At 62.5% G+C, this 22,661-nt stretch carries 18 protein-coding genes; 9 read left to right on the top strand and 9 right to left on the bottom strand.

Annotated features, from left to right (window positions below; all coding sequences use genetic code 11):
* The first annotated feature begins 35 nt into the window (after positions 1–35).
* Genes J1N02_RS25885 through J1N02_RS25875 form a run of 3 tightly spaced genes read left to right on the top strand, consistent with a single transcriptional unit; the run spans position 36 to position 2,727 of the window.
* Complete coding sequence (locus J1N02_RS25885) at positions 36–971, top strand: ornithine cyclodeaminase family protein (protein ID WP_098479829.1); 936 nt, start codon at positions 36–38, stop codon at positions 969–971.
* Positions 968–2,101 (top strand): NAD(P)/FAD-dependent oxidoreductase, encoded by a 1,134-nt coding sequence (locus J1N02_RS25880; protein ID WP_098479830.1) that lies wholly within the window; start codon positions 968–970, stop codon positions 2,099–2,101. The genes J1N02_RS25885 and J1N02_RS25880 overlap by 4 nt, the downstream gene beginning before the upstream one ends.
* On the top strand, positions 2,101–2,727 hold the full coding sequence (locus J1N02_RS25875) for a helix-turn-helix transcriptional regulator (protein WP_027603534.1): 627 nt from the start codon (positions 2,101–2,103) through the stop codon (positions 2,725–2,727). Before J1N02_RS25880 ends, J1N02_RS25875 begins: the two co-directional genes overlap by 1 nt.
* A gap of 55 nt (positions 2,728–2,782) precedes the next feature.
* Here the strand turns inward: J1N02_RS25875 and J1N02_RS25870 are convergent, their stop codons facing one another.
* Positions 2,783–3,559 carry an ABC transporter substrate-binding protein gene (locus tag J1N02_RS25870; RefSeq protein ID WP_027603533.1) on the bottom strand — a complete coding sequence of 259 codons (777 nt, stop codon included), beginning with the start codon at positions 3,557–3,559 and terminating at the stop codon, positions 2,783–2,785.
* A gap of 263 nt (positions 3,560–3,822) precedes the next feature.
* Here J1N02_RS25870 and J1N02_RS25865 point away from each other — a divergent pair, with 263 nt between their 5' ends.
* Positions 3,823–5,505: an AMP-binding protein gene (locus J1N02_RS25865; RefSeq protein ID WP_421147971.1), complete on the top strand. Its 1,683-nt coding sequence runs from the start codon at positions 3,823–3,825 to the stop codon at positions 5,503–5,505.
* Between the two features lie 54 nt (positions 5,506–5,559).
* On the opposite strand, the gene J1N02_RS25860 is transcribed toward J1N02_RS25865, so the two are convergent.
* Positions 5,560–6,834: a glucarate dehydratase family protein gene (locus J1N02_RS25860; RefSeq protein WP_098479833.1), complete on the bottom strand. Its 1,275-nt coding sequence runs from the start codon at positions 6,832–6,834 to the stop codon at positions 5,560–5,562.
* Positions 6,831–8,195 carry an MFS transporter gene (locus J1N02_RS25855; RefSeq protein WP_421147970.1) on the bottom strand — a complete coding sequence of 455 codons (1,365 nt, stop codon included), beginning with the start codon at positions 8,193–8,195 and terminating at the stop codon, positions 6,831–6,833. The genes J1N02_RS25860 and J1N02_RS25855 overlap by 4 nt, the downstream gene beginning before the upstream one ends.
* 106 nt (positions 8,196–8,301) lie before the next feature.
* Between J1N02_RS25855 and J1N02_RS25850 the strand changes: the two genes are divergently transcribed.
* Positions 8,302–9,204 carry a LysR family transcriptional regulator gene (locus J1N02_RS25850; protein ID WP_027603529.1) on the top strand — a complete coding sequence of 301 codons (903 nt, stop codon included), beginning with the start codon at positions 8,302–8,304 and terminating at the stop codon, positions 9,202–9,204.
* A gap of 152 nt (positions 9,205–9,356) precedes the next feature.
* On the opposite strand, the gene J1N02_RS25845 is transcribed toward J1N02_RS25850, so the two are convergent.
* Entirely contained in the window at positions 9,357–11,186 is a 1,830-nt protein-coding gene (locus J1N02_RS25845) for a methyl-accepting chemotaxis protein (protein WP_421147991.1), read from the bottom strand.
* 488 nt (positions 11,187–11,674) lie between these two features.
* Here J1N02_RS25845 and J1N02_RS25840 point away from each other — a divergent pair, with 488 nt between their 5' ends.
* The 4 genes from J1N02_RS25840 (at position 11,675) to J1N02_RS25825 (ending at position 16,293) form a co-directional block, all read left to right on the top strand.
* Entirely contained in the window at positions 11,675–12,127 is a 453-nt protein-coding gene (locus J1N02_RS25840) for a (2Fe-2S)-binding protein (protein ID WP_421147969.1), read from the top strand.
* Positions 12,127–14,358: a xanthine dehydrogenase family protein molybdopterin-binding subunit gene (locus J1N02_RS25835; protein WP_027603526.1), complete on the top strand. Its 2,232-nt coding sequence runs from the start codon at positions 12,127–12,129 to the stop codon at positions 14,356–14,358. Before J1N02_RS25840 ends, J1N02_RS25835 begins: the two co-directional genes overlap by 1 nt.
* A 16-nt stretch (positions 14,359–14,374) precedes the next feature.
* Positions 14,375–15,715 (top strand): c-type cytochrome, encoded by a 1,341-nt coding sequence (locus J1N02_RS25830; protein WP_092359164.1) that lies wholly within the window; start codon positions 14,375–14,377, stop codon positions 15,713–15,715.
* A 236-nt stretch (positions 15,716–15,951) separates the two neighbouring features.
* Positions 15,952–16,293 carry a hypothetical protein gene (locus tag J1N02_RS25825; protein WP_368963417.1) on the top strand — a complete coding sequence of 114 codons (342 nt, stop codon included), beginning with the start codon at positions 15,952–15,954 and terminating at the stop codon, positions 16,291–16,293.
* A 105-nt stretch (positions 16,294–16,398) separates the two neighbouring features.
* Here the strand turns inward: J1N02_RS25825 and J1N02_RS25820 are convergent, their stop codons facing one another.
* The 5 genes from J1N02_RS25820 to J1N02_RS25800 form a co-directional block, all read right to left on the bottom strand.
* Positions 16,399–17,895, bottom strand: coding sequence for an aldehyde dehydrogenase (locus tag J1N02_RS25820; RefSeq protein WP_098479836.1), 1,497 nt, complete (start codon positions 17,893–17,895; stop codon positions 16,399–16,401).
* The gene (locus tag J1N02_RS25815) at positions 17,895–18,797 is read right to left on the bottom strand and encodes a dihydrodipicolinate synthase family protein (protein WP_098479837.1); all 903 of its coding nucleotides are present in this window, start codon (positions 18,795–18,797) and stop codon (positions 17,895–17,897) included. Before J1N02_RS25815 ends, J1N02_RS25820 begins: the two co-directional genes overlap by 1 nt.
* A 36-nt stretch (positions 18,798–18,833) precedes the next feature.
* Positions 18,834–20,165 carry an MFS transporter gene (locus tag J1N02_RS25810; RefSeq protein WP_098479838.1) on the bottom strand — a complete coding sequence of 444 codons (1,332 nt, stop codon included), beginning with the start codon at positions 20,163–20,165 and terminating at the stop codon, positions 18,834–18,836.
* Between the two features lie 161 nt (positions 20,166–20,326).
* Complete coding sequence (locus J1N02_RS25805; protein WP_098479839.1) at positions 20,327–21,646, bottom strand: NAD(P)/FAD-dependent oxidoreductase; 1,320 nt, start codon at positions 21,644–21,646, stop codon at positions 20,327–20,329.
* An 84-nt stretch (positions 21,647–21,730) separates the two neighbouring features.
* Positions 21,731–22,453 (bottom strand): GntR family transcriptional regulator, encoded by a 723-nt coding sequence (locus J1N02_RS25800; protein ID WP_115489159.1) that lies wholly within the window; start codon positions 22,451–22,453, stop codon positions 21,731–21,733.
* Positions 22,454–22,661 lie beyond the last annotated feature (208 nt).

The raw sequence follows: 22,661 nt of genomic DNA, 5'->3' as shown, positions 1-22,661 counted from the left end.
ATAATGGACAAATTAGTTTAATTTGGAAGTTCTCCATGTCCAGCCCCCCTTTTGTCATCAACCAAGCCCAGGCCCGCGAATTGCTCGCCCAAGTCGATGTACCGCAGATCCTGCGCACGCTGTTCCGCGCCCTGGCCGCCGGGCATGCGGTGCAACCGGCGCAGCAGTTAGTGGCGTTCCCCCACGGCGCGGGCGACTTCATCAATTACCTGGGCGTGCTGGCTGCAGAGGGGGTGTACGGGGTCAAGACCTCGCCGTATATCGTGCGCGAGCAAGGGCCGCTGGTAACGGCCTGGACGCTGTTGATGTCGATGCAAACCGGCGAGCCCCTGTTGCTGTGCGATGCCGCCGAGTTGACCACCGCGCGCACCGCCGCGACCACTGCGCTGGCGGTGGAGGCGTTGGCCCCGCAGGCAGCACGGCGCCTGGCGATCATCGGCAACGGCAAGGTGGCCCAGGCGCATCTGCACTACGTGAAAAACCTGCGGGACTGGCAGAGCATCAGTGTGTTTTCGCCCAGCCTGGCCACTGCCAATACCGACGCCATCAAACGCCTGGATCCACGCTTGAGCGTCGCCGACAGCTGCGATGCGGCGGTGGCCGACGCCGATGTGATCCTGCTGTGCACCTCATCGGCCGGCCCGGTGATCGACCCGTCGCGCTTGAGCAAGCCGGCGCTGATCACCTCGATCAGCACCAACGCCCCGCGTGCCCATGAAGTGCCGCCCCAGAGCCTCAACGCCATGCAGGTGTTCTGCGACTATCGCCAGACCACCCCCGGCTCGGCCGGCGAGATGCTGATCGCGGCCGAACAGCACGGCTGGGACAAAAACGCGATCGTCGGCGACCTGCCCGAACTGCTCAGTGAGCAGGTACAGCGCCCGCCCTATGACCGCCACGTATTTTTCCGTTCCATCGGCCTGGGCCTGGAAGACATCGCCCTGGCCAATGCCCTATGGAGACTGTTATGAGCCACGCCGACTTCATCATCATCGGCGGCGGCATTGCCGGCGCGTCCACGGGTTTCTGGTTGTCGCAGCATGCCAAGGTGCTGGTGCTGGAGCGTGAATCCCACCCGGCCTATCACTCCACCGGACGCTCGGCGGCGCTCTACACGGCGGCGTATGGCACCCCGCAGGTGCGGGCGTTGACCCAGGCCAGCCGCGCGTTTTTCGATAACCCGCCGCCGGGTTTCTGCGAGCACCCGCTGCTGACGCCGCGCGGCGAAATGACCGTGGACTTCAACGGCGACGCTGCCGAATTGCAGGCCCAGTACCTGAGTGCCAAGGCCACGGTGCCCCAGGTCGAACGGCTCACGGCGGATGAAGCCTGCGCGCGCCTGCCGATCCTGCGCCGGGAAAAAGTCCACGGCGCGCTGTATGACCCGACCGCCAGCGACATCGACACCGACGCCCTGCACCAGGGCTATCTGCGCGGGATCCGGCGCAATCAGGGCGAAGTGCGCACCGACAGCCACGTGCTGGGCTTGAGCCGTGACAGCGCGGGCCTCTGGCACGTAAGCACCCAGGACGGGACCTACACCGCGCCGATCATCATCAACGCCGCCGGCGCCTGGGCCGATCATATCGGCGGGCTGGCGGGCGCCGCGTCCATCGGCCTGCAACCCAAGCGGCGCTCGGCATTTATCTTCGCCGGCCCCGAAGGCGTGGACAGCCATGCCTGGCCGATGCTGGTGGCCCTCGACGAAGCCTTCTACATGAAGCCCGACGCCGGCATGTTCCTCGGCTCGCCGGCGAATGCCGACCCGGTGGAGCCCCAGGATATCCAGCCCGAAGAACTGGACATCGCCATGGGCATCTACCAGATCGAAGAAGCCACCACCCTGAGCATCCGCCGCCCGACGCGCACCTGGGCCGGCCTGCGCAGCTTTGTGCATGATGGTGATTTGCTCAGCGGCTTCGACCCACAGGTACCCGGCCTGTTCTGGGTGGCGGCGCAAGGCGGTTATGGGATCCAGACATCGCCCGCCATGGGCCAGGCCAGCGCAGCGCTGGTGCGCGGTGAAGCGTTGCCGGAGGCACTGACACGGTTCGCCCTCGACGCTGGTATGCTCTCCCTCGCCCGCCTGGAGCCCCATTGATGAACAGCGCCGAACACGAAAAAGTCCTGCAGAATTTCCGTGCGATTGCCGATGCAATCGCCACGCTGTTCTTCCCCCACGCCGAAGTGGTGCTGCATGACCTGCGCACGCAAAAAGTCGATTACATCGCCAATAACCTGTCCAAACGGGGCATTGGCGACGACTCGGCGCTGGAGGACATGCTCAGCGCCGACGTCAGCGACGTGAATATCGGCCCCTACGAAAAGCTCAATTGGGATGGCCAGAAAATCCGCAGCCTGAGCACCGTGCTGCATGACCACACAGGTCGCCGGCTGGCGGTGCTGTGCATCAACCTGAATATCTCACTGTTCGAAAACGCCAAGGCCGCGCTGGACCTGTTCCTGTCGCCGAGCAAGCTGATCCCGCAACCGGACTCGCTGTTTCGCGATGACTGGCAGGAGCGCATCAACACGTTCCTGCATGCCTGGATGCGCGAGCGCCAGCTGAGCCTGAACCTGCTCACCCGTGACCACAAGCGTGAGTTGGTACTGGCGCTGCATGCCGAAGGCGCGTTCAAGGGCAAGAGCGCCTCGAACTATGTGGCCAATGTGCTGGGCATGGGGCGGGCCACGGTCTACAAGCACTTGAAGGAACTCAAGGGCTGATCAAATGTGGGAGGGGGCTTGCCCTCTCCCACCACATTTTGCCCGCGCAGGACGCTCAATCGCCGTAGATATCGGCCTTGAAGTACTGCTGTGAAATCTTCTGGTATTCCCCACTGGCGCGAATGCCGTCGATGGCGCTGTTCAGTTCGCTGACCAGTGCGGTATTGCCCTTGCGCACCGCGATCCCGGCGCCCTCGCCCACGTATTTCGGGTCCTTGAGTTCCGGGCCGACAAACCCGTAGCCCTTGCCCCGAGGCATCTGCAAAAAGTCATTCAAGGGAATGGTGTCGGCAAAGATTGCATCCAGCCGGCCTGCCGCCAGGTCCATGTAGATCTCTTCGTTATTGCTGTAGCGCTTGACGTTGATGCCCTTGGGTTCGAACACCTCGGTGGCGTAACGGTCGGTGGTGGTGGCGCGCTGCACACCCACGGTCTTGCCCTTGAGGCTGGCGTACTGGTCGTCCACCACGGCACCGTCCTTCATCACCAGGCGCGACGAGGTGAAGTAGTACTTGTGGGAGAAATCCACCGACTTCTTGCGATCGTCATTGATGGTCATGGACGACAACGCCATGTCGATTTTCTTCACCTTGAGGGAAGGAATCAGGCCGTCGAATTCACCTTCGACCCACACACACTTGACCTTCATCTGCGCGCACAGCGCATTGCCGATGTCGTAGTCGAAGCCGACGATCTTGCCCTCTTCGGTCTTGGACGCAAACGGCGGGTAAGCCGCTTCGATGCCGATACGCAGGGTTTTCTCGGCGGCCAGCAGCTGGCTGGAGGCGATCAGGCCCAAGGCCAGGGCGGTGATGAGGGAGAGTTTCTTCATGGTCGTGTCTCGCGAGTTGTTATTGGTTTTGGCAAGCGTGAAGAAAAAGCTGGAGCGGGTATTTTGTACTTATAATTCCATACTGGACTTTTACGTATCACCCGTCAATCACTCCTCGCCAGCCCTTATCGCCCATGACTTTTTTGCACAACGCTCCGGTGTTTTTGAGCGTTTTGCTCTTATTTATGCGTGCCTATACTCGGTCCAGCCTCTCGGTGCACCCGAAGGGCCAGTCCCCACAACAATAATTAAGGACACCGACCATGACCCAGTCCTTCCTGGCTGCCCGGGATTTCCTGCTCGCGCACCGCACCGACTACGCCACCGCCGCCCGGGATTTTCGTTGGCCACAGCTGAGCGAATTCAATTGGGCCCTGGACTACTTCGATGCCATCGCCGAGGGCAATGCCGCCGACGCGCTGTGGATCGTCGAAGAGGACGGCAGCGACCAGCGCTACAGCTTCCAGCAACTGGCCGCGCGTTCCAACCAGGTGGCCAACCACCTGCGCGCCCTCGGTGTGAAGCGTGGCGAACGCGTGCTGCTGATGCTCGGCAACGATGTGGCGCTGTGGGAAACCATGCTGGCCGCCTTCAAGCTCGGCGCCGTGGTGATCCCCGCCACCGCCCTGCTCAACCCCGTCGACCTGCACGACCGCATCGAGCGGGGCCAGGTCCGCCACCTGGTGGTCGGCGCGGCGCATGTCGGCAAGTTCGAGGGCCTGGGCGAAGGTTGCAGCCGCGTCTGCGTGGGAGCGGCGCCGACTGGCTGGGTCGCGCACAGCGCCGCCTTCGAATACCCCGAGCGGTTCGAGGTCGAGGGCCGTACCTTGGCCACGGACCCGATGCTGCTGTATTTCACCTCCGGCACCACCTCAAAACCGAAGATGGTGCTGCACAGCCACCAGAGCTATCCGGTCGGCCATCTGTCGACCATGTACTGGATCGGCCTGCAACCCGGCGACCTGCACCTGAACATCTCCTCGCCAGGCTGGGCCAAGCATGCCTGGAGCTGCCTGTTCGCACCGTGGAATGCCGGCGCCTGCATCTTTATCCATAACGTCGCGCGGTTCAGTGCCCAGGCATTGCTCGGCGCGCTGGAAAAGTACAGGGTGACCAGCCTGTGCGCCCCGCCCACGGTGTGGCGCATGCTGATCCAGGAAGACCTGGCCAGCTACAAATCGCGCCTGAACCTGCGCGAACTGGTGGGCGCCGGTGAACCGCTGAACCCGGAGATCATCGAGCAGATCCAACAGGCCTGGGGCCTGCCGCTGCGCGACGGCTTCGGCCAATCGGAAACCACCGCCCTGGTCGGCAACACCCCGGGCCAGTTGCTCAAGCCAGGCTCCATGGGCCGCCCGTTGCCGGGCTACCAGGTGGCCCTGCTGGACGCCGACGGCGTGCCGGGCACCGAGGGTGAAGTCGCCCTGCCCCTGGATATACGCCCACTGGGCCTGATGCTCGGCTACGAAGACAGCCCGGAGAAAACCGCCGAGGTGATGCGCGACGGTTACTACCGCACCGGCGACACCGCGCAGATCGACGCCGACGGCTACATCACCTTCGTGGGGCGCGCCGACGACGTGTTCAAGGCCTCCGACTACCGGATCAGCCCCTTCGAGCTGGAAAGCGCGCTGATCGAACACCCGGCGGTGATGGAAGTGGCCGTGGTGCCCAGCCCCGATCCGTTGCGCCTGGCGGTGCCCAAGGCGTTCCTGATCCTGGCCCACGACGCCCCGGGCAGCGCCGAGCTGGCACGCCACATCCTTGAGTTCGCCCGCGAGCACCTGGCGCCCTACAAGCGGGTGCGGCGGATCGAGTTTGTCAGCGAATTGCCCAAGACCATTTCCGGCAAAATCCGCCGGGTGGAGTTGCGGCAGATGGAGGTGGTGCGACGCCAGAGTGATACACGGGGTGAACAGGAACACTTCGAGGAAGATTTCAGCTGAAAAAAAGCCCGGCGGCCGCTAAAGGCTCCACCGGGCAAAACGAAGCGACCAGCTTCAGAAACGCGGTTTGACGGTCTTCCAATCCGGTTGATAGCGCTGCATCTGCTTCACGTCGTCGCGCTGGCGAATGCCGCAGCTGAGGTATTGGTCATGCAGCTTGCCCAGTTGGTCAGGGTCCAGTTCCAGGCCCAGCCCCGGTGCGCGGGTGATCTTCACGCAGCCGTCGACAATCGGCAGTTTGCCGCCCTTGATCACTTCTTCGTCCGGTTCTTGCCAGGGGTAGTGGGTGTCACAGGCGTAGTCGAGGTTGGGCACCGACGCGGCCACGTGGGCCATGGCCATCAGGCTGATGCCCAGGTGTGAGTTGGAGTGCATCGACACGCCCAGGCCAAAGGTCTGGCACATCTTCGCCAATACCTGGGTGTCGCGCAGGCCGCCCCAGTAATGATGGTCGGCGAGCACGATCTGCACGCTGTCCAGGGCCACGCTGCGGCGGAACTCATCGAAATCGGTGACCACCATGTTGGTCGCCAGGGGCAAGCCGGTGCGTTTGTGCAACTCGGCCATGCCTTCCAGGCCGGGGGTCGGGTCTTCGTAATACTGCAGGTCATCGCCGAGCAGTTCGGCCATGCGGATCGAGGTTTCCAGGGACCAATTGCCATTCGGATCGATGCGCAGCGGCACACCGGGGAAGGCCTTTTTCAAGGCCTTGATGCACGCCACTTCATGCTCAGGGTCCAGCGCACCGGCCTTGAGCTTGATGCTTTTGAAGCCATAGGTGTCGATCATCCGCCGCGCCTGGGCGACGATCTGTACTTCGTTGAGGGCTTCGCCCCAACTGTCGGGTTTATAGGGCGAGTCGATGTGCTCGGCATACTTGAAGAACAGGTAGGCGCTGAACGGGATCCGGTCGCGGATCGCGCCGCCCAGCAGGTCCACCAGCGGCACATTCAATGAGTGCGCCTGCAGGTCGAGAAACGCCACCTCAAACGCCGAATAGGCATTGCTCACTGCCTTGCTCGCATGGGAACCGGGGGCCAGTTCGGCGCCGGCAATGCTCGCGGGTTTGTGCGCCGCCACGGTGGCCTGCACGATGGCGCGCAGTTGGTTGAGGTTGAACGGATCGAGGCCGATCAGTTGGTCCTTGACCTGTTGCTGGATCGCCAGCGCCGGGGCATCGCCGTAGCTCTCGCCAAGGCCGATGTAGCCGGTGTCGCTCTCGATTTCGATGATCGAGCGCAGCGCGAAGGCTTCGTGGATACCGCTAGCGTTGAGCAGCGGCGGGTCGCGAAACGCGATGGGGGTGACGGTGACGCGGACGATTTTCAAGAGGCGGCTCCCTGTGGGCCTGGACGCAAGGCGTGATGATGAGTCGGTTTGGAGGTGGGCGGCACACCGGGCCGTGGTGCGGTGCGCGCAAAAAACACCACCACCGCGGCCACCAGCGAGGTCGCGGCCAGGCCATACAGTCCGCCTTCAATCGAACCGGTGGTCTGCTCCAGCAGGCCGAAGGTGGTGGGTGCAACAAAACCGCCGAGGTTGCCGACCGAATTGATCAAGGCGATCACCGCCGCGGCGATGCGCGCATCCAGGTAACCCTGGGGGATCGGCCAGAACAGCGCCGAGGCGGCCTTGAAGCCAATCGCGGCAAAACAGATGGCCACAAACGCAAACACCGGCCCGCCGGTGGTGGACATGAACATGCCGACGGCGGCGATCACCAGCATCAGCGCCACCCACGCCTGCTGGTGTTTCCACTTGCTCGCCAGGGCAGCGAACCCATACATGGCGACGATGGAAATCAACCACGGGATCGAGTTGAACAACCCCACCTGGAAGTCGCCCAGGTTGCCCATTTTCTTGATCATGCTCGGCAGCCAGAACGTGGCGCCGTAGATGGTCAGGGCGATGGAAAAGTAGATAAAGCAGAACAGCGCGATCTGCTTGTCGGCCAGCAGCTTGAACATCGACGGCCGCACGCTCCGGTTGGCTTCGCGGGCCGTTTGCTCAAGCGCGATGGCCGTCACCAGTGCATGCTTTTCTTCGGCGCTGAGCCACTTGGCCTGATGGGGATGAGAGTGCAACCAGAACCACACAAACCCGCACAACAGGATGGAGGCAAAGCCCTCGATCAGGAACATCCACTGCCAGCCATGCAGGCTCAAGCCGCTGACGTTGAGCAACGCCCCCGACACCGGCCCGGAAATCACCGAGGCGATGGCCGAACCGCTGAGGAAAATCGCCATCGCCTTGCCGCGCTCGGCGGCCGGCAACCACTGGGTGAAGTAATAGATGATGCCGGGGAAAAAACCGGCTTCGGCCGCGCCGAGCACGAAACGCAGGATATAGAAGCTGGTTTCGCCTTGGACAAAGGCCATGGCCATCGCGGCCGCGCCCCAGGTGAACATGATGCGTGTCAACCAGGCCCGTGCGCCGTAGCGCTGCAGCAACAGGTTGGACGGCACTTCGAAGATCGCGTAACCGATGAAGAACAGCCCGGCGCCCAAACCATAGGCGGCGGCGCCAATGCCCAGGTCGGTCTCCATATGGCTGCGCACAAAGCCGATATTGACCCGGTCGATGTAATTGACGATGAACATCACCACGAACAACGGCAGTACATGACGCTTGACCTTGGCGGCTGCGCGGGCGAGCACGCTCGGGTCGGGCGGATTCTGGACGGTATCCAAGGGCAACTCCCACTCATTGTTTTTTTAGGGACGCACCGAGGATGGACGCCGGGGATTGTTCCCGTCTAATCTAACTTGGCATTCGATTGATACCTGGATTAGATCAATGTTCGAACTGACACAACTGCGCTGCTTCACCACCGTGGCCACCGAGCTGAATTTTCGCCGCGCCGCCGAACGCCTGAACATGACCCAGCCGCCCCTCAGCCGGCAGATCCAATTGCTCGAACATCATCTGGGCGTGGAGCTGTTTACCCGCACCACCCGCAGCGTCGCCCTCACTGCCGCCGGGCGCGCGTTTTTCATCGAGGCGCAGAACCTGCTGGAGCGCGCCCAGCAGGCAGCCGTGACCGCACGGCGTTTTGCCGAGGGCGATATCGGCACGGTGAATATCAGCTTCGTCGGCAGCGCGGTGTATGAGTTTTTGCCCAGGGTCATTGCCGAGGCACGGCTCAAGCAGCCCCAGGTCAGGATCGACCTCTCGGAGATGAACACCTACCAGCAATACGAAGCCCTGCGTGCGCGGCGCATCGACCTGGGCATCGTCCGCGCGCCCCTGCTGGAACCCGGTTATGCCACCGAATGCCTGGTGCGCGAGCCCTTCGTGCTGGCGGTGCCGAGCAGCCATCGACTGGCCAGTGCCGACAGCGTCAGCGTCCACGACCTCGACGCCCAGCCGTTCCTGATGTATGCCCATGCGGCCTACCCGCCGTTCAACGAACTGCTCACCGGCCTGCTGCGCTCGGCCCGGGTCGCCCCCGAATATGTGCAGTGGCTGGGCTCGTCCCTGACCATCCTGGCCCTGGTCAACGCCGGCATGGGCTTGGCGCTGGTACCGCGTTGCGCCAGCAGCGTGGTGTTCAAGAACGTGGTGTTTCGCGATATCGACCTGGGCGAAGGCGCGCAAAGTGAACTGCACCTGATCTGGCGCGAGAACAATGACAACCCGGCGTTCGCGATGTTGCTGGAGGGGATTCGCAGTGCGGTGCGTGACGGCTGGGCGGACTGACTGCAGGAGCAGGCTTGGACGACATCAAGGCCTTGCTGCCATCCACCCATCGCCACCAAACAACTGTGGCAGGGGGCTTGCTCCCGATAGCGGAGTGTCAGTCACTGTAGAGGTCGACTGACCCACCGCCATCGGAGCAGGCCGCCCTCGCCTCACGCCACCTTGAACCGATTGACCAGCCGCTGCTGGTGCTCGGCCAGGCGCGCCAGTTCCTGGCTGGTGATTGCGGTTTGCTCGGCGCCGGCACTGACCTGGATGACCAGGTCGTTGATCTCGTTGACGTTACGGTTGATGTCTTCTGAAACCGCACTCTGCTCTTCGGCCGCCGAAGCAATCTGCAGGTTGCGATCACTGATACTGGCCACGCCTTCGGCGATCTCCAACAACAATTCACCTGCACGTTCGACCTTGCGCGCGCCGTCCTGGGCCTTGCCCAGAGTCTCCTGCATGGACGAGCTCGCCCGATCCGAACCACTTTGCAGGTTGCTGATCATCTGCTGAATGTTCCCGGTGGACTCCTGGGTCTTCTGCGCAAGTACCCGCACCTCGGACGCCACCACGGCAAATCCGCGCCCATGATCCCCCGCCCGCGCCGCTTCGATGGCCGCGTTCAAGGCCAGCAGGTTGGTTTGCTCGGCAATGCCGCGAATGACGTCGAGCACGGAGGAAATCCCATCGCTCTCCTGCTTGAGTTCGCCAATGATCAGCGCGGTGTCCTCGGCCTGCCCCGAGAGCTGGCGGATCAGGGTGATGGTGCCTTCGATCTCGGTGCGTCCTTGGGTGGTGCTGGTATTGACCCGCTGCGACAGCTGCGCCGCATCGTTGGTGCTGTGCGCCACCTCGCGCACGGTGGCGCTCATCTGGTTGATCGCCGTGGCCACCAGTTCGGTGCTTTGACGCTGTTGCTCGACGCTCTGGCTGGTCTGCATCGTCACCGTGGAAGACTCCTCCGCCGCCGTTGCAACCTGCGCGGTGGCGTTGCCGATTTCCTGTACCACGCCACTGATCTCTTGCGCCATGCGGTTGAGGTTGCGCGAGATCTGACCGAATTCATCCTTGCTTTCATAAGTCGCCCGCGCGCTGAGATCGCGCTGTGCCAGGTCATTGAGCACGCGGTTGAGGTCGCGCACCGCCGAATCGATCATGCGGATGATCAGCCAGGACAACACCGCCACCGCCAGCAGGGACACGATCACCGCGCCAACGGTCAGCCACAGGGCGCGGCGGGCGTCATCCCGCTCGTGCATCGCCAGGCTGCTGACACTTTGGCCCAGGGCTTCCTCCACTTGGCTCATCAGGTCAATGCGTTGGGTAGAGGTTTCAAACCAGGCTTCGGGTTTGATCCCCAGCGCCTGCCCCATCGGCACCTCAAACGCCAGGCGCTGCAACTTGCCGACTTCGACGGCGGCAGGTTGTTGCATTTGCGTATCGAACTGCGCCAGCGAGGCCGCGGGCGCCTTGCGCCGGAACGCATCGTAATAGGCGCCGAACTCGCCCAGGTTGCGGCTGAAGCGCGACAACAGCGCCTCATCGAAATGCCCCTGGCTGAAGACCAGGCCCAGCACCACGCGCTCGCGCCCGGCCCGCTCTTTCATTTCGATAAATTGATTCAGGGCCCCCAGGGCGTAGACGATGGTCGCGTTGTTGACGCTCGCTTCCAGGGAATGGGTGTAACCGGTCAGCACTTGAATGATCTCGGTATACCGCGCGCCGGATTCGGTGCTGTTGATACTCAGCTTGTCGACCTGCCCACGCATCGCCGGCAACTGGTCCAGGGCCCGCAGGACGTTGTCCAGGTTCGCACCGCCGGAGGTGGACAAACCGCGCACCACCTCGACGGCCGCGCTGGAATCCCTGCGCATCTGCACCATCCGCTCGCCCATGGACTTGCCGCCACTGCCGAGGAACACGCCACTGGCACCACGCTCACGCTGCAAGGTGGTAATCAACTGGCTCAACTTCTGGGCGGTGGCGCTGGCCATCACCGTGGTGTTCATGTCGCGCAGCGTTTTGTAATTGTCCACCACAAACACGCCGGCCAGGGTCAGGAACCCGAGCATGGGCAGCAGCAGAATCAACAACAGTTTCAGACGCAGCGGAGCGTTCTTAAGCATTTCCCTAAAGCCTCATGTCCATGGATCAGACTGGCGCCTGTCACGCCAAGATAGTGGCGCCATAATATCACCCATGAAAACGGCGCTACCGCTCTCGGACGGTCATCTGGAGCCAATAGGGGGTTGTACTGACCCAGATCAATAAACCCTCACAAACCAATCGGCTGCCGGCCCCTGTGTTGATCGAGCACCTGCCTGACTGACTCAATCCTCTCGAATACTTGCCTGATCCTCCGAATGTTCGGTTTTTTCATAGATGGCCCTTGTGCCCTGATCTAGAGTTCGACAATGGGCGCCCATCGCCTTTCTTATAAGAAACACGCTATCCCGACCGATGATCAGCAGGTGAGCCAGCCATGGAATTACGCATCAATCAAAAGACCTATCAGGTCGACGCCGACACGCCGCTGCTGTGGGTGATCCGCGATGACCTCGGGCTGACCGGCACCAAGTACGGCTGTGGCCTGGCCCAATGCGGCGCCTGCTCGGTGCTGGTGGACGGCAATGTCGTGCGTTCGTGCGTCACGCCGGTGGCCGGGGTGGTCGGGCGTGAGATCACCACCATCGAGGCCATCGAAGCTGATGAAGTGGGCAAGCGGGTGGTCAGTGCCTGGGTCGAGCATCAGGTGGCGCAATGCGGTTACTGCCAGTCCGGGCAGGTGGTGGCAGCCACCGCGCTGCTCAAGCACAGCCCCGCGCCGACCACTGCGCAAATCGACGCGGCCATGGTCAACCTGTGCCGCTGCGGCACCTACAACGCCATCCATGCCGCCATGCATGACCTGGCCGCCGGGAAGGAGAGCGCCTGATGAACACGCCATCCGTCATCCCCGGCCTCACCCTGGGCGAGCCGATCAACCTGTCGCGTCGACGCTTCCTCGCCAGCACGGCGGTGGGTGCACTGGTCATCGGTTTTGGCCTGCCACTGGGTTCGGCCCGGGTGCAGGCCGCTGCCGCCGCAGAACGCGGCACCCAGGTACCGGCGTTCCTGGAGATTCGCCCGGACGGTACGGTGCGCCTGCTCAGCCCCTTTATGGAAGGCGGCCAAGGTACCCACACCGCCATGGCGCAGATCGTCGGCGAAGAGCTGGATGCCGACCCCGCCACCTTTATCGTCGAAGCCGCGCCACCCGGTGAGGCCTATGTGGTGATGGAGAACGGCATGCGCATCACCGGCGGCAGCATGTCGGTGCGCATGAGCTACCCGGTCATGCGCCGCCTGGGCGCCCTCGCCCGCGCCATGCTGTTGCAGGCCGGCGCCGAGCAGCTTGGTGTGCCGGTGGCCCAACTGACCACCCAACCCGGCCGCGTGGTGCACGCCGCCTCCGGCCGTTCCCTGGGCTACGGCGAGTTGGCCGGCCGCGCCCTGGACATGCCGGTGCCCGACCCGGCCGGCATCACCCTGCGCGACCCGAGCCAGTTCCGCTGGATCGGCAAACCGGTCAAGCGCCTGGATGCCTATGACAAATCCACCGGCAAGGCGCAGTACAGCATCGACATCAAGGTCGACGGCATGCTCCACGCCGCCGTGCAGCACGCGCCGCGCCTGGGCATGACCGTGGGCAGCCTGCGCAATCAATCCCAGGTCGAAGCCATGAAAGGCGTGCACTCCGTGCACGTGCTGCCCGGCGCGGTGGCCGTGGTGGCCGAACGCTGGTGGCACGCCAAGCGTGCGGTGGAGGCGATCCAGGTCGACTGGCAGGAACCGACGGCCGACTCAAAAGTGCGCGGCATGCCCGCTGATTTTTCCAGCGACGGCTTTCGCGATTTCCTCGCGGCCCAGCAAGGCCCGGCCCGTGACGACGAGAACGAAGGCGATGTGGCCGGCGCGTTGAAAAACGCCAAGACCCAGGTCGAGGCCACCTACCACAACCAATACCTCAACCATGGGCAACTGGAGCCACCGTCAGCCCTGGCGCGCTTCAACCCCGACGGTTCGTTGGAGATCTGGCTGCCCAACCAGGCACCCGATCTTTTCCGCGCCGACATCGCCAAGCGCGCCGGGCTCGACCCCGCGCAGGTGACCCTGCACTCGCCGCTGCTGGGCGGTTTTTTCGGCCGGCACTTCCTGTATGACTCGGCCAGCCCCTACCCCCAGGCGATTGCATTGGCCAAGGCGGTGGGTCGTCCGGTCAAGCTGATCTGGAGCCGTGAGGAAGAGTTCCTGCGCGACGTGTTGCGCCCGGTGGCGGTGGTCAAGTTCCGCGCCGCGCTGGACGCCGACGGCCTGCCGGTGGCGATCGAAGCGGTGAGCGCCACGGAAGGCCCTACCGAGGCCATCGCCGGCAAGCAGGGCGAAAAACTCGACCCCACCGCCCTTGAAGGGTTGTCGGGCAAGAGCTACGCCATCCCCAACAAACGCATCGCGCAGATCTACGTCAAGGGCCCGGCCATGCTCGGCTACTGGCGTTCGGTGGGCAATTCGCTGAATGACTTCTTCTACGAAGCGTTCCTTGATGAGCTGGCGGACAAAGGCGGCCGCGATCCCTATGAGCTGCGCCTGCACCTGCTGCGCGACAACCCACGGCTGACCACCCTGCTCAAGGCCGTGGGCGAGTTGTCCGGTGGCTGGAAGCGTGGCCCCTACACCGCCGAAGACGGCACCCGGCGCGCACGCGGCGTGGCCATGGCCTCGCCGTTCGGCTCCCACGCGGCGGTGATCGCCGAAGTGTCGCTTGAAAACGGCCAGGTCAAGGTGCACCACATCTGGGAAGCCATCGACCCCGGCAGCATCGTCAACCCGGCGATTGTGCAAGCCCAGGTCAATGGCGCGGTGGCCTTGGGCTTATCGCAGACATTGCTGGAGGAAGCGGTGTACGTGGACGGTAAGCCACGGGCACGCAATTACGACCTTTACCCGATCCTGCCGCCCTCACGGATGGCGCAGGTACACGTGAAGATTGTCGAGAGTGGCGAGAAGATGGGCGGCATCGGTGAGCCTCCGCTCCCCGCTGTGGCGCCAGCCGTGGTCAATGCGGTAGCGCAGTTGACCGGCCAGCGTGTTCGCAGCCTGCCATTAAGCCGACACACCTTCAGCTAACCGAGCGAGACCGCCCATGAACAACCGTCGATTCGCAAGAACCGCAGGCTGGCTGGTGCTGCCCTGCCTGGTCGCCGCCGGCCTGCTGGCCTGGTATGTCACCCGCCAGCCCGCCACCCCGTTCGCGCAGGAACAGGCCGCCAGCGTCGACCCCGCACAGGTCAGTCGCGGCGAATATGTCGCCCGCCTCAGTGACTGCGTCGCCTGCCACAGCCTGCCGGGCAAGGCGCCCTTCGCCGGGGGCCTGGAAATGGCCACGCCGCTGGGCGCCATTCACGCCACCAACATCACCCCGGACCGCACCCACGGCATCGGCACCTACAGCCTCGCCGACTTCGACCGAGCAGTGCGCCACGGCGTAGCACCGGGCGGGCGGCGGCTCTACCCGGCGATGCCCTACCCGTCTTACGCCAAGCTCAGCGACGACGATATCCGCGCGATGTATGCGTTCTTCATGCAAGGCGTACAGCCGGCCAGCGAGCCCAACATCCCCAGCGATATTCCCTGGCCGCTCAATCTGCGCTGGCCCATTGCCCTGTGGAACGGCCTCTTCGCGCCGACCGCCACTTACGCGGCCAAACCCAACCAGGACGCGCGATGGAACCGTGGCGCCTACATCGTCCAGGGCCCTGGCCACTGCGGCAGCTGCCACACGCCGCGCGGCCTGGCCTTCAACGAAAAAGCCCTGGACGAGTCCGGCAAGCCGTTCCTCGCCGGCGCCCTGCTCGACGGCTGGTACGCTCCGAGCCTGCGCCAGGACCCCAACACCGGCCTGGGGCGCTGGAGCGAGGCGCAGATCGTGCAATTCCTCAAGACCGGGCGCAACGCCCATGCGGTGGTCTACGGCTCGATGACCGAAGCGTTCAACAACTCCACGCAGTTCATGGAAGACGCCGACCTGGCCGCCATCGCCCGTTACCTCAAGTCACTGCCCGGCGACCCACAGCGTGACGGCACGCCCTGGCAGTACGTAGCCGCCGATACACGCCAGGACGTCCCCGGTGCCCACACCTACGCGACCCGCTGCGCCTCCTGCCATGGCCTTGACGGCAAGGGCCAGCCCGAATGGATGCCCCCCCTGGCCGGCGCCACCTCGGCATTGGCCAGGGAAAGCGCCTCGGCGATCAACATCACCCTCAACGGCTCACAGCGGGTAGTGGCCGCCGGCGTACCGGACGCCTACCGCATGCCGGCGTTTCGTGAGCAACTGTCCGATGCGGAAATCGCCCAGGTACTGACCTACGTGCGCAGCACCTGGGGCAACCACGGGGAGGCGATCGACGCCAAGGCAGTCGGCAAGCTGCGCGGGCATACCGACCCGGCCAGCAGCAGTCCGATTATTTTGCATATGCGTTGAACGGGTGTACTGAGGCCTACCCCAACTCCCGCTTGAGTTGTTCAAGGTCCAGTGCCCTATCCCTTCGGGCAAGAGTGGTTGAAGATGCATTTGCCGTTGCCAACCCCCAACGGACTCAGCGCTCGACAACTGTTACGGGGGCGCGGAAATAGTGAAGCAGCGCCCCCCGAACTAATTTGAACGAACCTCCACGTTTATCCATCAACATTGAAGGACCTATCAGACACGAGAACGGCTTGTGTCGCTCCTACGCGAGCAACGAACCCGGCGGCCTCGACCAGGCCCTGCTCTCTTCGCTCGCACATGACGACCTTGGGGTGAAGGCCATGGCAGCGAATATGCGTGACGTGTCGAAACAAGCCGGCTGGGAAATTGAGCTGGCCACAAACACCGAACTGTTCTACGAGGCCGACCGCCTGGAAACACAGGCCTACGCCATCATAGGCAGCAGCCTGGCCGACGCCGGTGACTGGCTGCGCTTTACCGAAGCGAAACAGCTAGCCGATGCAAAGCGCACCGAGGCGTATCAGGACCTGATGCGGATCCGGCGCGGCATGGAGGCTGCGCGCTCCGACTGAGGCCTCCGGGCGTGCAGCGGCGGGTGAGCTGCCCTCGCCCTGCTCCGCTGACACAGACGCCCCGCCCCTGCGTTGAGCGTTGAAGCGAGGCGCTGCCTGTGTGTCTCAGCCTTGGGACACGTCGATCCAGATGGTCTTGATCTCGGTGTATTGGTCATGGGCCCAGATGGATTTGTCACGCCCACCGAACCCTGACTGCTTGTAGCCGCCGAATGGGGTGGAGGCGTCGCCTTCGCCAAAGCAGTTGACGGTGACAATGCCGGCGCGGATCTCGCGGGAGAGCTTGATCGCGTTGCGCAGGTTGTCGGTATAGACCGATGCGGCCAGGCCGTAGATCGTGTCGTTGGCCAAGGTGATGGCTTCTTCCAGGGTATTGAACGTCGTGACGGTCAGCACCGGCCCGAAGATCTCTTCCCTGAACAGCAGGCTGTCGGCACCTACCCCATCGACCACGGTCGGTTGCACGTAAATGTCGTATTCGGTCTTGCCTCCGAAGACCACGCGCAGTTGTTCGTTGCCGGCCTGTACCAGGTATGAACTGACTTTATCGAAGTGCGCTTTGCTGACCATCGAACCCAATCGGTTGTCCGGATCAAGCGGGCTGCCCATCTTCCAGGCCTGCAGTTGCACGCCTATGCGCCTGAGCAGTTCATCCTTGATATCGGCGTGGACGATCAGGCGCGAAGACGCCGAGCAGTTTTCCCCCATATTCCAGAACGAACCGTTGACGATATGCCCCGCCACCAGATCCAGGTCGGCCACATCGTTCATGACCACGGCCGGGTTTTTACCACCGAGTTCAAGCACGATGCGCTTGAGGTTCGATTCTGCCGCGTACTGCAAGAACAGGCGGCCGGTGTCGGTGGAACCGGTGAAGCTGACCATGGTGACATCCATGTGACGACCCAACGGCTCGCCCACTTCGCGACCACCACCGGAGACCACGTTGAACACGCCATCCGGAATGCCGGCCTGGGACGCCAGCTCGGCGACGCGTAACGCCGTCAACGTGGTCTCCTTGGCAGGCTTGACCACAATCGAACAACCGGCCGCGAGCGAGGGAGCAATTTTCCAGGCCAGCATCAGCAGCGGGAAATTCCACGGCAGCACCAGGCCGACCACGCCGATGGCTTCGCGCACCACCAGGGTCAGTGCATCGTGGCCGACCGGGGCGGTGTTGTCGTAGATCTTGTCGATCAGTTCGGCGTGCCAGCGGATCATGTGGATGGTTTCCGGCACGTCAGTCAGCTGGCATTCACGCACCGGCTTGCCACTGTCGAGGCTTTCGAGCACGGACAATTCGTGGGCGTGCTGCTCCAGCAGGTCCGCAAAGCGCAGCAGCACTTTCTTGCGTGTGCCAGGGCTGAGCGTGTGCCAGCGGCCATCGTCGAAGGCCTGCTTGGCCGAGGCCACGGCAACATCCACATCGTCGCTGTTGCACGCGGTGATTTGCGCCAGCACTTCGCCGGTGGCAGGGTTGGTGGTGGTAAAGGTCTTGCCCGAACCTGAGGTGTAGGACGCGCCATTGATGAAAGACGTAGTGGGGAATTTCATGTCCTTTGCAATCGCGGCGTATTCGACGGCACTGAGCAGTTGGGTCATCATGCACCTCCAACGATGTGGGCAACGTCGCGCTTGAGGGTGGTAATGACCTGCTCCAGCGCGTGCTTTTCATGTTCGTAGAGCGGTTGCAGCGGCGAACGCACGCTGCCGGTACGCAGGCCGTTTAAAGCGCAACCGGCCTTGATGGCCTGGACGAATTTGCCGCCTTCGAGGAAGTCCATCAACGGCATGAACGCGCCCATGATCCTGCGGCCTTTGTCGAAGTCTTTTTCGATCACGCAGGCTTCATACAGCGCGATGTGCTCACGCGGCACAAAGTTGGAACCGGCGCACACCCAACTGCGCGCGCCCCAGGCGAAGAACTCCAGGGCCTGGTCATCCCAGCCACATGACAGGGCGATGTTCGGGTATTGTGTGGCCAGGCGATGCACCTGGGCCATGTCGCCTGAACTTTCCTTGATGGCCACGACGTTTTTTGAGGTGGATACGGCCTTGAAGTACTCGTCACCCATATTCACGCTCATCCGGCCCGGGTAGTTATAAAGCATGATCGGCAGGTCGGCGGCCTTGTCGACGGTCAACGCGTGGATGGCGTTTTCCTGCTCGGTCGGTAACGCATAAGGCGGCGAGCCGACGAGGATCGCATCGGCCTTGATCGCACGCGCCGCCTTGGCATATTCCACCGAGTCTTCGGTACGGATGGCGCCGGTACCGATCACCAGGGGCAGGCGATTGCCGATCACTTCCCTGGCGTGCCGGGCCAGCTCAACGCGCTCCTGAGCGGTGTGCGCGTAGTATTCACCGGTGGAGCCACCGATGATGATGCCGTGGACCTTGGATTCGATCAGGTATTCAAGGACGTCGGCGAACGCCGCGTTGTCGATCTGGCCGGCAGCGGTCAGCGGGGTGATGGCCGGTGTATAGATGCCTTCAAACTTCATGAGTGTCTCTCCAACAGTAAAAGGGATGTTTTCAACTCAGCGGCTTAACGCCGCCGCATCGCGCAAGTTCAAGGAACGTGTTTCAGGCGCCATGGCCCAGGCCGCAGCCAGGCCGATAAAGGTCACGCCGGCCGCGACATACATGGTGTTGCCGATACCCAATGTATGCAGGGACAGCGGGACCAGATACGTACCCACGGCCGCGCCGACCCGCGACAACGAGGTGCCGATGCCGACGGCAAAGGCGCGGATTTCCGTGGGGAACAATTCATTCGGGTAAACCAGTTGCAGCACTTGTGCGCCGCCGATGAACACGGCGTAGGCGCCAAACAGCAACAGCACCAGCACTTCATGGCTGTTGGAAAAGGCCGCCAACAGCAACAGCGCAAGCCCTGACCAGAGGAAGCTGTGGATCAACATGCTGCGCCGGCCAAGGGTGTTGATCAGCCGGGTTGCCAGCACGCAACCGACCACAAACAGCAGCGTGATGAACATCGAGCCATAAGAGGCCCATTCACCTTTCAAGTTGAGCGCCAGCAGTACCTTAGGGGCGAACGCGTACACCGCGAACACGGGAATGATCGAGCAGGACCAGAACACCGAGACAAAGAACAGGCGCTTGCCATAACCGGAGCGCAGCAGGTCGCACAAGGTCATCTTGCGTTCGTCAGGCTGCTCCGGCAGGTCCCGCAGCGAATAGTGCGGCCCGTAGATTCGCTTGATGACCTGATCGGCTTCGGCATCGCGGCCCTTGCTGAGTAACCAGCGCGCCGACTCCGGGGTGCCCAGGCGCAGGACAAGCAGCGCCAGGCCGATCACCGAGGCACTCGCCAACGCATAGCGCCAGGCATCATCGGTACCGGTGTTGAGGATCGCGTTGCCGACCACGTAGGCAAAGGCCGCACCGGCGAACCAAAGGATGGTCAGCGCGGCGAGACGCGGCCCGCGTTGTTGTTTCGGGAGGAACTCCACCAACAGCGAAGTGGCGACCGGGTATTCAATGCCGACCGCCAGGCCGATGATGAAACGCAAGATAAATAACGCCCACGCCGACTCGACCCAGAACTGCGCCAGCGAACACACGATAAATAGCGACGGGCCCATGAAATAGACTTTCTTGCGACCTAATTTATCGGTCAGCCAGCCGCCGATAAAACCGCCAAAGAACACGCCGATCAACGCCGAAGCGGCAATCAGGCCTTGCCAGAACTCGCTGAGCTGCAAGGCGCCGGCTAATTGCACCATGGCAATACCGATAATACTTAATACATAACCATCGACAAAAGAACCACCCCCCGAACGCACGGTTAGCAGGCGGTGAAAGTTATTAAGCGGTACATCTTCAACTGAGGCATTCGGACTTGTCATTATTGTCTCCTACTTCGCTTAGTTCATTCGCCGAGGTACGGCGCACACTTGAAATTCAGGCGAATGAAAGCCGTCTCAATCAGAAACCGCAGTCGCAAGCGCCTGCTGTTTACTCATTGATAGATTAAGTTCGGTATTGCCTATCTAGCGTGTTGCGACGCTCAACTTTCCTGGCCGGCGCGGCTTTGTCCCCATAGCAAGTTCATGTTCACACCCGCTGACAACAGAGGTTCCGGTGGGTTTCTGCTCGGTCCCGGGGACGTCAACAGGAAGTCCACCAAATGATTGGTGTTGCCCGCCAGCCAATCGGCCAGCAAGGTGCCGGTGACGGTGCCACGGGTTACACCGAGGCCATTGCAGCACAGGGCGCCGTAGACGTTTTTGGCCAATTCGCCGAAGTGCGCCATATGGTTGCGCGACAGGCTGAGGGAACCGCCCCAGGTGTATTCGAAATTGACCTCGCGGTGCAGCGGGAACCGCCGGTCGAAGGACGCTTTATGCCGTTTTACGAAGCGCTGCAGGTACTTGGGATTGCTGCGCCCATCGGCGTTGAAACTGAAGCTGTTGCGCACCAGCAGGCGGTTATCGACGGTACGGCGCAGCGTGGTGCCAAACGGATCGGCGGGGATCACGCCCCAGGAGGCCTGCCCACCGAGGCGTGCTTGTTCTTCTTCGGTCAACGGTCGGGTCAGGCTGGCATAGGTGAAGATCGGCAGCATGCGGCTTTTGAGGAAGCCGAAACTCATGGCGAAGGCGTTATTCGTCAGCAAAAGCTTGTCGGCGATGATGCGCCCGTGGGGGTGGATCAGCACGGTTTTGTCGCCGTACTCTACGGCAGTAATCGGCGTGTTTTCGTAGAGCGTCACATTGGACGGCAGGCTGTCCGCCAGGCCTTTGACCAGCGCCGCCGGCTGCACCAGCGCAGTACCGGGGGTGAACAATGCCTTGCGATAGAAACCGGTGCCGATGTGGCTGGGCAAGTCATTGGCTTCGATCACCTGGTAGGGCTGGCCAAGCTTATCGAGGCCCCTGCGATAGGCGTCCAGCACGGCAATGCCACGGTCTTCGACGGCGGCCTGATACTTGCCGCAGTCGCGCCACTGGCAGCGGATGCCGTGTTGCTCCACCAGCGCACGCAGCATGGATTGCCCGGCGAGGTTCAGCTCCATGCTGATCCTGGCGGTGGCGATATCGCCGATATAGTCTTCGGCACCAATGTCATGGGGCAGGTCAATGGCGAAGCCTGCGTTGCGCCCGGAGGCGCCGTAACCCACTTCCTGCGCTTCGATCAGCACGATCTCGTCATCCGGAAAATTCAGCGCCAACTGGCGTGCTGCAGCCAGGCCGGTGAACCCCGCCCCGACCACTGCCCAGCGGGCCGTCCGCATGCCGCTATGGGCCGGGCGTGCCACGCGAGGGGGGCTGAGGTGAAACCAGCCACAGGTTGAATCGTCTGCCGGTGTGTTTCTGATGAGTGCCATTTTCGCGACCTGGGTTCTTTTATAGTTGTAAGTATTAAAAGCTGCCCGTCTGTTGATCGCATCACACTGGCCGTCATTGAGGGATCAGTAGTTAAGCGTCACATCCAGGCCTTCGGGGGCCGCGTACTCAGACATCCGCCGACGGGACAGTTCGAGGTGGGCCCGCACGATTTCACCGGCCAAGACCGGGTCGTGGTTTTCGATTGCGCTGATCATGTCGTCATGCTGTTGGGCGGCCACTTCCAGGTCTTCCTGCATGTCCACCGTGGTGGGGTGGCGGTAGAAGATTTTGCCCAGGCGAGCGTGGTCGATCAGCAGGCGCTGCAAGCTCGGCATCAGGTAGGCGTTGTGGGCCATCTTGCCGATTTGCAGGTGGAATTCGTCGTTGTAGAGCACACGCTTCTCAACATCTTTTTCCTCGATGGCGGAACGGAAAAACGCTTGTATCCGCTTTAACTCCACCACCTCCGCCGGCGTTGCGTGGGAGCAGGCCAATTGCGTGGTCGCGATATAGATCAACGGCGCCGCCAGGAAAAAACTGCGCAGCGACTGGTAGCTCATCGCCGAGACCCGGGCAGCGCGGTTAGCTTCAAGGTCGATGTACCCTTCTGCCGCCATCTGCCGCATCAGTTCACGCACAGGTGGGCGCGACAAACCGAACTCGTCGCACAGGGCCAACTCATCCACCACGGCGCCCGGCGCCAGTTCCATGCTGAGAATGCGGCGGCGCAGCGCCTCGCCCAATACCGCCTTGCGGTCAACGGGCGACTCGGCGGGAGCCTGCAGATCGAGTTCTTTCGTAGCCATCGTGAAAACCTTCCTGGGATTAAGTGAACACGGTCTACTACCTGTATTCGCACTATAAAACAACAATATTCTTAATGTCTACAATTTATATACACAACTAAAATAGAAACCAAGGCCCAGTATCCATGCGGCTTTGAGGGTATTTTCCTGGTGAATATTCGGGGCCAACAGTGACAACAACAGGCACCTTAATACTGGCTGGAGAGGT

It is taken from the genome of Pseudomonas sp. NFX5, from assembly GCF_049132125.1.
GTDB lineage: Bacteria > Pseudomonadota > Gammaproteobacteria > Pseudomonadales > Pseudomonadaceae > Aquipseudomonas > Aquipseudomonas marginalis.
The sequence above is the reverse complement of the archived record's forward strand: the minus strand, read 5'-3'. Positions and strand labels throughout refer to the sequence as shown.

Excerpts from the sequence above, each read along its gene's own strand:
- J1N02_RS25885 (WP_098479829.1), top strand. The coding sequence starts at position 36 with ATGTCCAGCCCCCCTTTTGTCATCAACCAAGCCCAGGCCCGCGAATTG.
- J1N02_RS25880 (WP_098479830.1), top strand. The coding sequence starts at position 968 with ATGAGCCACGCCGACTTCATCATCATCGGCGGCGGCATTGCCGGCGCG.
- J1N02_RS25875 (WP_027603534.1), top strand. The coding sequence starts at position 2,101 with ATGAACAGCGCCGAACACGAAAAAGTCCTGCAGAATTTCCGTGCGATT.
- J1N02_RS25870 (WP_027603533.1), bottom strand. The coding sequence starts at position 3,559 with ATGAAGAAACTCTCCCTCATCACCGCCCTGGCCTTGGGCCTGATCGCC.
- J1N02_RS25865 (WP_421147971.1), top strand. The coding sequence starts at position 3,823 with ATGACCCAGTCCTTCCTGGCTGCCCGGGATTTCCTGCTCGCGCACCGC.
- J1N02_RS25850 (WP_027603529.1), top strand. The coding sequence starts at position 8,302 with ATGTTCGAACTGACACAACTGCGCTGCTTCACCACCGTGGCCACCGAG.
- J1N02_RS25845 (WP_421147991.1), bottom strand. The coding sequence starts at position 11,186 with ATGGCCAGCGCCACCGCCCAGAAGTTGAGCCAGTTGATTACCACCTTG.
- J1N02_RS25840 (WP_421147969.1), top strand. The coding sequence starts at position 11,675 with ATGGAATTACGCATCAATCAAAAGACCTATCAGGTCGACGCCGACACG.
- J1N02_RS25835 (WP_027603526.1), top strand. The coding sequence starts at position 12,127 with ATGAACACGCCATCCGTCATCCCCGGCCTCACCCTGGGCGAGCCGATC.
- J1N02_RS25830 (WP_092359164.1), top strand. The coding sequence starts at position 14,375 with ATGAACAACCGTCGATTCGCAAGAACCGCAGGCTGGCTGGTGCTGCCC.
- J1N02_RS25820 (WP_098479836.1), bottom strand. The coding sequence starts at position 17,895 with ATGACCCAACTGCTCAGTGCCGTCGAATACGCCGCGATTGCAAAGGAC.
- J1N02_RS25815 (WP_098479837.1), bottom strand. The coding sequence starts at position 18,797 with ATGAAGTTTGAAGGCATCTATACACCGGCCATCACCCCGCTGACCGCT.
- J1N02_RS25810 (WP_098479838.1), bottom strand. The coding sequence starts at position 20,165 with ATGACAAGTCCGAATGCCTCAGTTGAAGATGTACCGCTTAATAACTTT.
- J1N02_RS25805 (WP_098479839.1), bottom strand. The coding sequence starts at position 21,646 with ATGGCACTCATCAGAAACACACCGGCAGACGATTCAACCTGTGGCTGG.
- J1N02_RS25800 (WP_115489159.1), bottom strand. The coding sequence starts at position 22,453 with ATGGCTACGAAAGAACTCGATCTGCAGGCTCCCGCCGAGTCGCCCGTT.